The organism is Streptomyces sp. NPDC033966, from assembly GCF_055575955.1.
The window spans coordinates 338,486-346,623 of sequence record NZ_JBVIRQ010000004.1 but is presented as its reverse complement, the minus strand read 5'-3'; the positions used below and the strand labels follow the sequence as shown (position 1 = coordinate 346,623).

Genomic DNA, 8,138 nt, shown 5'->3' with positions numbered 1-8,138 from the left:
CACCGACAAGGACACCGGCACCGACAAGGACACCGGCACCGACAAGGACACCGGCACCGACAAGGACACCGGCACCGACAAGGACACCGGCACCGACAAGGACACCGGCACCGGCGCCGGCACCGGCGCCGACACCGGCGCCGACAAGGCCGAGGGCGCGGGCACTGACAAGGCCGAGGACACCGGCGCCGGCAAGGCCGAGGGCACCGACAACGACGAAGACGAGAAGGGGGCGGACGATGCGCTCGCCGAAACTGGCCGCGCTTGAGCTGAAGCGGTTCGGGCGGGGGAAGCTGCCCCGGGCCGCCCTCGTCGCGCTGCTCCTGCTGCCCCTGCTCTACGGAGCCCTGTACCTCTGGTCGTTCTGGGACCCGTACAGCCGCCTCGACAAGGTGCCCGTGGCCCTCGTCAACGCCGACAAGGGCGCCGACGTCAACGGCGAGCACCTCGACGTCGGCGGCGAGATCACCCGGAACCTGCGCGAGCGCAAGACCTTCGACTGGCGCGAGGTCAGCGCGGAGGAGGCGGCCGAGGGCCTGGAGGACGGGACGTACTTCCTCTCCCTGACCATGCCCGCCGACTTCAGCGAGAAGATCGCCTCCAGCGGCGGCGCCGACCCCACCACCGGGGCCCTCCAGGTCCACACCAACGACGCCAACAACTACATCGTCGGTTCGATCTCGCGCACCGTCTTCTCCGAGGTCCGCTCGGCCGCCTCCACCAAGGCCTCCCGCAAGTTCCTCGACAAGATCTTCGTCTCCTTCTCCGACCTGCACGACAAGACCGCCGAGGCCGCCGACGGCGCCGACAAGCTGAAGGACGGCGCGGGCAAGGCCCAGCAGGGCGCGAAGGACCTCGCCGACGGCCTCGACACCGCCAAGGAGAAGACCGGCGAGCTCACCGGCGGCCTGAAGAAGCTCAACGACGGGGCCGCCAAGCTGGAGACCGGTTCCCGGCAGGTCGCGGACGGCACCCAGAAGGTCGCCGACGTGGTCAACGGCGCCGCCGACAAGGCCCGCCCCTTCGTCAAGGACCCCAAGAACCTGGCGGACACCGCCAAGCTGGTCGCCGACACCGCCAAGGTCGTCAACAGCCACCTCGACAAGGCCGTCGAGAAGGCCCCGGCCGCAGCGGCGATCACCAAGCAGGTCGCGGGCCTCGCGGACTCCAACTACACCCGGTACTGCGTCAAGCCCGACCCCCGGCTGCCCGCGGGCTTCTGCGACCTGCAGAAGAAGATCAAGGACGACTCGGCCCAGGCCGCCCTGCTGACGGGCGACGTGAACACCGTCCTCGGCAACTCCAAGGGCGACGTCACCAAGCTCAAGGGCCAGCTGACCGACCTGGAGAACAAGGCCCGCGAGCTCGCCCTCAAGGCCCCCGCCCTCGCCGGCGACCTCGACGCGGCCGTCGCCCAGGCCAACGCCCTCAACGACGGCGCCCACAAGGTCGCCGCCGGCATGGTCGAGCTGCACAAGGGCATCGGCACCGCCGCGGGCGGCTCCGGCAAGCTGGGCGAGGGCGTCGGCAAGCTCGGCGACGGCGCGCAGCAGCTCAACGGCGGCATGTTCAAGCTCGTCGACGGAAGCGGGCAGCTCGCCGGCGGCCTGCACGACGGCGTCGGCAAGATCCCGGACTACGACCAGCAGCAGCGCGACGCCCGTACGCAGGTCATGGCCGACCCGGTGCAGCTCGCCAGCCAGGCCCTGCACAAGGCGCCCAACTACGGCACCGGCTTCGCCCCGTACTTCATCCCGCTGTCGCTGTGGGTCGGCGCGATGGTCGCCTACATGCTGATCGCCCCCATGAACAAGCGCGCCCTGGCCGCCGGCGCCTCGCCCTGGCGGATCGCCCTCGCGGGCTGGCTGCCCGTCGTCGGCCTCGGCGCCGCGCAGGTCGGCGCGCTGATGTCCGTACTGCACTGGGCGCCGGGCCTCGGCCTGAAGATGGCCCACCCGGCCCTGACCATCGGCTTCCTGGTCCTGGTCACCGCCTGCTTCGCGGCGATCATCCAGTGGCTGAACGCCAAGTTCGGCGCGGCCGGGCGCATCCTGGTCCTGGCCGTCCTGATGCTCCAGCTGACCTCGGCGGGCGGCACCTACCCCGTCCAGACCAGCCCGGACTTCTTCAACGGCATCCACCCGTACCTGCCGATGTCGTACATCGTCGAGGGCCTGCGCCGCCTCATCACCGGCGGTGACCTCACCCCGGTGTGGCAGGGCTGCGCGGTCCTCGCGGCCTTCACGGCCGGGGCCCTGGCCCTCACCGCGCTCGCCGCCCGCGGCAAGCAGGTGTGGACGATGGACCGGCTGCACCCTGAACTGAGCCTGTAAGGGGCTGTTGACCTGTGAGAATCAGCGCCATGGAAAGCAGCAGCACCACCGCCGGCGGCGCCCGGCGGCAGGCCACGCGACAGAAGCTGTACGAGGCGGCCGTCACCCTCATCGCCGAACAGGGCTTCTCCGCGACCACGGTCGACGAGATCGCCGAGCGGGCGGGCGTGGCCAAGGGCACCGTGTACTACAACTTCGCGAGCAAGACCGAGCTCTTCGAGGAGCTGCTGCGGCACGGGGTGGGTCTGCTGACCGCCTCGCTGCGGGCCGCCGCGGACGAGACCGAGGCGCGCGGCGGCAGCCGGATCGAGGCCCTCGACGGGATGATCCGCGCGGGCCTGGTCTTCATCGACCGGTACCCGGCCTTCACACAGCTGTACGTGGCCGAACTCTGGCGCACCAACCGGGCCTGGCAGTCCACCCTGATGGTGGTGCGGGGCGAGGCGGTGGCGGTCGTCGAGTCGGTGCTGCGCGAGGGCGTGGAGCGCGGGGAGCTCAGCGCCGAGATCGACGTGCCGCTGACGGCGGCCGCGCTGGTCGGGATGGTGCTGGTGGCGGCGCTGGACTGGCAGGCCTTCCAGAGCGAGCGGTCCCTGGACGACGTCCACTCGGCGCTGTCGCTGCTGCTGCGGGGGCGGGTGAGCGGAAGCCGCTGACCCCCCCCCGGTCGGCGGTGCCGCGCGGGGGGCCGGGCGGCGTAGAACTGAGTATCCGTACCTAGACGTACAGATGAGTACGCGCACGGATGGGCTCCCACCTGCGAAGACAGCAGACTGGTAGCCATGGACAGGGGCCGCTCGGCCCGCACCGCGGACACGGGGCCGCGGAGCGGACCGGGTCCCTGCACGGGGAAACGGAACGCCGGTGCGGCGGGCTCGGGGGGAACGAGCCCATGCCGCACCGGCGTTTTCCGTTCTGCCGCCCGGTCCCGCCCGGGGGTCAGCCGCGGCCCCGGAGGGGGAGGCGGACACGGAGGCGGGAGGCGGCCGCGCCCACCCGGGCGGAGACGGCCGCCGCGCGCACCGAGGCGGCCGCGGTGACGCGCGCCCCCGAGCGGGGGAGCAGCAGCGCGCGCAGCCGGGCCCGGCGGCCCACGGCCGCCAGCAGGGCCGTACCGGCCAGCCGGACGTCCGCGGCCAGTCCCGGGTACGAGACGTCCGCGCCGGGCGGGGCGTACAGGGCCCGTTCCACGGCGCCCGCGACCCGGTGCACCGCCTGCGCGGGCTCACCGTCCAGCTTGCCCAGCACCACGACCCGGCCCGCCGCACGGCGCGGTGACAGCGCCTCGTCGGGCGGGATGCCCACGTCCCAGGCGCTGTCGCCGAGCTCCCGCCAGGCGGCCAGCACGTCCGGGGCGGCCAGCCGCCGCTCGCGGACCCGGCGGCGCCACAGCAGCGGCAGCAGCAGGAGCGCCAGGACCACCAGGGCGGCGCCGGTCCAGCCGAGGACCGCGCCCAGCGGGAAGCCGCCGGCGCCCTTGCCGGTGTTCTGCTGGGCGGCCGGCACCCCGCACTCGCCGAGCTTCTTCAGCTCCGGCGGGCACGCCTCGGCCTGCGAGGGCATGGGCGCCGGGGCCGAAGCGGACTGCGAGGGCAGCGCGGAGGGCGCGGACGGCTGCGGGGCCGGGGTCTCGGTGCGGCTGTAGTCCGGCAGCGAGATGCCCGAGCGGGGCGTCGGCTCGAACCGGGTCCAGCCCACGCCCTCGAAGTACAGCTCGGGCCAGGCGTGGGCGTCCCGCATCGAGACGTTCACACTGCCGTCGGCCTGCTTCTCGCCCGGGGTGAACCCGACCGCGACCCGCGCGGGGATGCCCAGGGAGCGGGACATCGCCGCCATCGAGAAGGCGAAGTGGACGCAGAAGCCCTCCTTGTCCGCCAGGAAGCGGGCGATGGCCTGCGAGCCCGTTCCCGACGACACCTTGGTGTCGTAGCGGAAGCCGCCGTTCACCGCGAAGAAGTCCTGGAGCCGCACGGCCCGCGTGTAGTCGTCCTGCGCGCCCTGGGTGACCTTCCGCGCCGTCTCCGCCACCACCGGCGGCAGGTTGTCCGGCAGCTTCGTGTACTCCTCCCGCACCAGCGGGTTCGGGGCCGGCGCGGCCTGGAGCTGCGCGGCCGTGGGCCGCAGCAGCAGGCTCCGTACGGTGTACTGGGCGCCCTGCACGTTCTGGAACCGGTCCTTGGCCAGCTGGTCCCCGACCAGGGTCCGGCCCGCGGGCTCGTACCGCCACTTGCCGGCGATGTCGATCTGCGTGGCCGGGTACGGCATCGGCAGGTAGCGCTGGGCGTACGTCTCCGCCGCCGAGACGGAGGTCCGTACCTCCGTCGCGCCCTCGCGCACCCGGTCGCTGAGCCCCGTCGGGTTCGGCAGCCGCTCGGGCACGTCCGTCAGCGGGCGCCCGGAGGCCTCCCACTTGACGCCGTTGAACTCGTCCAGCGCCAGGATCCGCAGGTACTGCTCGCCGAGCTGGGGGCTGTCCGTGCGGTACTTCAGCACCACCCGGTTGTCCTGCGCGTTCAGGCTGCTCTGCAGCGACACCAGCGGGTTCACCGCCGAGATGGTGCCGCCGCCCCGGCCCGCCGCGCCCGCCTCGTCGCCCGTGGCGCCCAGCAGCCCGCCGCCGAGCGACGGCAGTACGGCCGGCACCGCCACGGCCACGCCCAGCGCGACCACGCCGATCCGGCGCCCGAAGCGCACGGGCGCCACGGCCCGGCCGCCGCCCGCGCCGCCGCCCCCGTACCCGGAAGCCGCCGACACGCGGGTGCTCGGGGCGCCGCCGAAGACCCGGCCCCACTGGGCCAGCCGGTCGCGGCCCTCCGACAGCAGCAGCATCAGGTAGCCCGCGCCGGCCAGCAGGAAGGCGAACCAGGAGCCGCCCTGGCCGGTGGAGAGCCCGGCGGCCACCGAGTACAGCGCCAGCAGCGGCAGCCCGGCCGCCGCGGCGGTCCGCAGCGTCACCGCGAGCACGTCCACCAGCAGCCCGATCGCCAGCACGCCGGCCAGCAGCAGCAGCCGGATGCCGTCGGTCAGCGGGGCCGGTATGGCGAACTCGCCCACGTCCCGCACGCCCTGCTGGAACAGCGCCCCGAAGTCGGTGACCAGGAAGGACAGCGGCCCGCTCCCGGCGGACTCGGCCTTGCCCGCGAAGAGGAACGCGAGCAGCAGCAGCGACACCAGCAGCTGCGCCGCCACGGTCAGCGACCGGGCCAGCGGCACCCGCCGCCCGCCGGCGCCGACCGCGGCCTGTACGCCGAGCAGCGCGGCCGCCTGGAGCAGCCAGCCGGAGGACTCCACCAGCGGGGCCAGCGACCAGGAGGTCAGCAGCGTCGCCAGCATTCCGAAGAGCGTCACCCGCGTGCGCCCGCTCATCCCCGTCCTCCGGAGGTCTCCGAGCCGAGGGGAGCGTTCCCGGCCTGCCGCCACAGCTCGGCGAAGGCGGCGCCGGGCGGTACGGCCAGTGCCGTCCAGCCCGCGTCCCGCAGCCTGCGCAGCCGCTCCTCCGCCCGCGAGGGCGCTCCGGTCCAGGTCGCGGAGTCCAGTACGAACGCCACCGCGCCCGCGCTGCGCTGCCGCATCCGGGCCGCCATTTCGGTCTGTTCCTCGTCGAGGTCGCCGAAGAAGGCGATGAGCAGGCCGTCGGCGCCGGAGGAGGCGAGCGCCGCCCCGCCGCTGCGGACCGCGTCGTAGGCCCGGCCCAGCCCGCTCCCGTCGGAGTGGCCGACGACCGCGAGGGTGTCCATCATCAGCCCGGCCGCCTCGGCGGACTCCGCCCCGCCGGAGGAGAAGCCCCCGCCGCCCTCGCCGGGCACCGAGTCGCCGGTGTCGGTCAGCAGCCGCACCGAGAACCCCTGTTCCAGGACGTGCAGCAGGGTGGAGGCGGCGGCCGACACCGCCCACTCGAAAGCGGAGTCGGGGCCGGCGCCCTCGTACGCCTGGCCGCGGGTGTCCAGCAGGACCGTGGCCTTGCTGCGCTGGGGCTGCTCCTCGCGGCGCACCATCAGCTCGCCGTAGCGGGCGGTGGAGCGCCAGTGCACCCGGCGCAGGTCGTCGCCGCGCCGGTAGGTGCGCGGGATCACGTCGTCGTCGCCGGCCAGCGCGAGCGAGCGGCGGCTGCCGTCGCCGTAGCCGCCGGCCTCGCCGGTCATCCGGACGGCGGGCAGGGGCTGGGTGCGCGGGACGACGGTGAGGGTGTCGTAGGCGGTGAAGGAGCGGGTCAGTTCGACCAGCCCGAAGGGGTCGGTCAGGCGCAGCTGGAGGGGGCCGAGCGGGTACCGGCCGCGCAGGTCGGAGCGGACCCGGTACGAGACCTCGCGGCGGCCGCCGGCCTCGACCCGGTCCAGTACGAAGCGGGGCCGCGGCCCGAGCACGTAGGGCACCCGGTCCTGGAGCATCAGCAGTCCGGTGGGGACGCGGGAGACGTTCTCCAGCCGCAGCTGTACCCGGGCCTCCCCGCCGGCGGGCACCCGCGGCGGGGTCAGGCGCCGGGTCGCGGTGACCCGGTGGCGGGTGCGGTGCAGGGCGAGGACGCAGATCAGGGGCAGGGCGACGAGCAGCAGCCCGACCCGCAGCAGCTGGCCCTGGCCCAGTACGTACGCGCAGACGGCGGCGGCGGCCCCGGCGGCCAGGAACGAGCGCCCCCGGGTCGTCAGCCCGGCCAGCGAGGCGCGCAGCCCGCCGGGATCCCTGACCTGCCCGCCGGCGCCGTGCGGGGCACCGGCCGCCATCAGAAGCTCCGGGCGGCCGCGCCGGGCGGCATCTCGCCGCGGTGGTGCGCGGCGGGGACGGGGGTGCGCTGGAGGATGTCGTGGACGACCTGCTCGGCGGTGCGCCGGTTCAGCTGGGCCTGCGCGGTGGGCAGCAGCCGGTGCGCGAGGACGGGGGCGGCCAGCTGCTGGACGTCGTCGGGCAGGACGTAGTCCCGTCCGGACAGGGCCGCGGAGGCCTTGACGGCGCGCAGCAGGTGCAGGGTGGCGCGGGGCGAGGCGCCCAGGCGCAGCTCCGGGTGGCTGCGGGTCGCCGAGACCAGGTCGACCACGTAGCGGCGTACGGGTGCGGCGACGTACACCTCGCGGACGGCTTCTATCAGCTTGACCACGTCGTGGGCGTGCGCGACGGCGGTGAGGTCGTCGAGCGGGGAGACCCCGCCGTGCACGTCGAGCATCTGGAGCTCGGCCTCGGGGCTGGGGTAGCCGACGGAGACGCGGGCCATGAACCGGTCGCGCTGGGCCTCGGGGAGGGGGTAGGTGCCCTCCATCTCCACCGGGTTCTGGGTGGCGACGACCATGAACGGGCTGGGCAGCGCGTAGGTGGTGCCGTCGATGGTGACCTGGCGCTCCTCCATCGACTCCAGCAGCGCGGACTGGGTCTTGGGGGAGGCGCGGTTGATCTCGTCGCCGATGACGATCTGCGCGAAGATCGCGCCGGGCTTGAACTCGAACTCGCGCCGCTGCTGGTCGTAGATGCTGACGCCGGTGATGTCGGACGGCAGCAGGTCGGGCGTGAACTGGATGCGCTGGACCGAGCAGTCGATGGACTTGGCGAGCGTCTTGGCCAGCATCGTCTTGCCGACGCCGGGGACGTCCTCGATCAGGAGGTGCCCCTCGGCCAGCAGCACGGTCAGCGCGATCCGTACGACCTCGGGCTTGCCCTCGATCACGCTCTCGACCGACCGGCGGACCCGCTCGGCCGTGCTGGTCAGATCAGCGAGGCTCGCTCGGTCGTCGTACGTGGTCACCTGGTTCTCCTCGGCCCTTTCTACGGGCCGACGCTGTTGGCGCATGAACCGGCCCACCCCGAAACACGGACACC

Annotated in this window: 5 protein-coding genes and 1 pseudogene; 3 read left to right on the top strand and 3 right to left on the bottom strand. The window is 73.9% G+C overall.

Annotation, left to right across the window (positions count from 1 at the left end; translation table 11 throughout):
* From ACZ518_RS13850 to ACZ518_RS13840, 3 genes and pseudogenes are all read left to right on the top strand, one after another.
* Positions 1-268, top strand: a pseudogene (locus tag ACZ518_RS13850) (hypothetical protein); the annotation flags it as partial.
* Positions 240-2,333, top strand: coding sequence for a YhgE/Pip family protein (locus ACZ518_RS13845; RefSeq protein WP_469113242.1), 2,094 nt, complete (start codon positions 240-242; stop codon positions 2,331-2,333). The pseudogene ACZ518_RS13850 and the gene ACZ518_RS13845, both read left to right, overlap by 29 nt.
* A 29-nt stretch (positions 2,334-2,362) precedes the next feature.
* A complete protein-coding gene (locus ACZ518_RS13840; protein WP_125816839.1) occupies positions 2,363-2,989 on the top strand; it encodes a TetR/AcrR family transcriptional regulator in 627 nt (208 codons plus the stop codon).
* A gap of 283 nt (positions 2,990-3,272) precedes the next feature.
* Here ACZ518_RS13840 and ACZ518_RS13835 read toward each other — a convergent pair whose 3' ends face one another.
* From ACZ518_RS13835 to ACZ518_RS13825, 3 genes are read right to left on the bottom strand one after another with little or no spacing between them, the layout of a single operon-like run.
* Complete coding sequence (locus ACZ518_RS13835; protein WP_469113241.1) at positions 3,273-5,699, bottom strand: transglutaminase TgpA family protein; 2,427 nt, start codon at positions 5,697-5,699, stop codon at positions 3,273-3,275.
* Complete coding sequence (locus tag ACZ518_RS13830; RefSeq protein ID WP_469113240.1) at positions 5,696-7,054, bottom strand: DUF58 domain-containing protein; 1,359 nt, start codon at positions 7,052-7,054, stop codon at positions 5,696-5,698. The genes ACZ518_RS13835 and ACZ518_RS13830 overlap by 4 nt, the downstream gene beginning before the upstream one ends.
* Positions 7,054-8,064 (bottom strand): AAA family ATPase, encoded by a 1,011-nt coding sequence (locus ACZ518_RS13825; RefSeq protein ID WP_469113239.1) that lies wholly within the window; start codon positions 8,062-8,064, stop codon positions 7,054-7,056. The genes ACZ518_RS13830 and ACZ518_RS13825 overlap by 1 nt, the downstream gene beginning before the upstream one ends.
* Between the last annotated feature and the right edge of the window lie 74 nt (positions 8,065-8,138).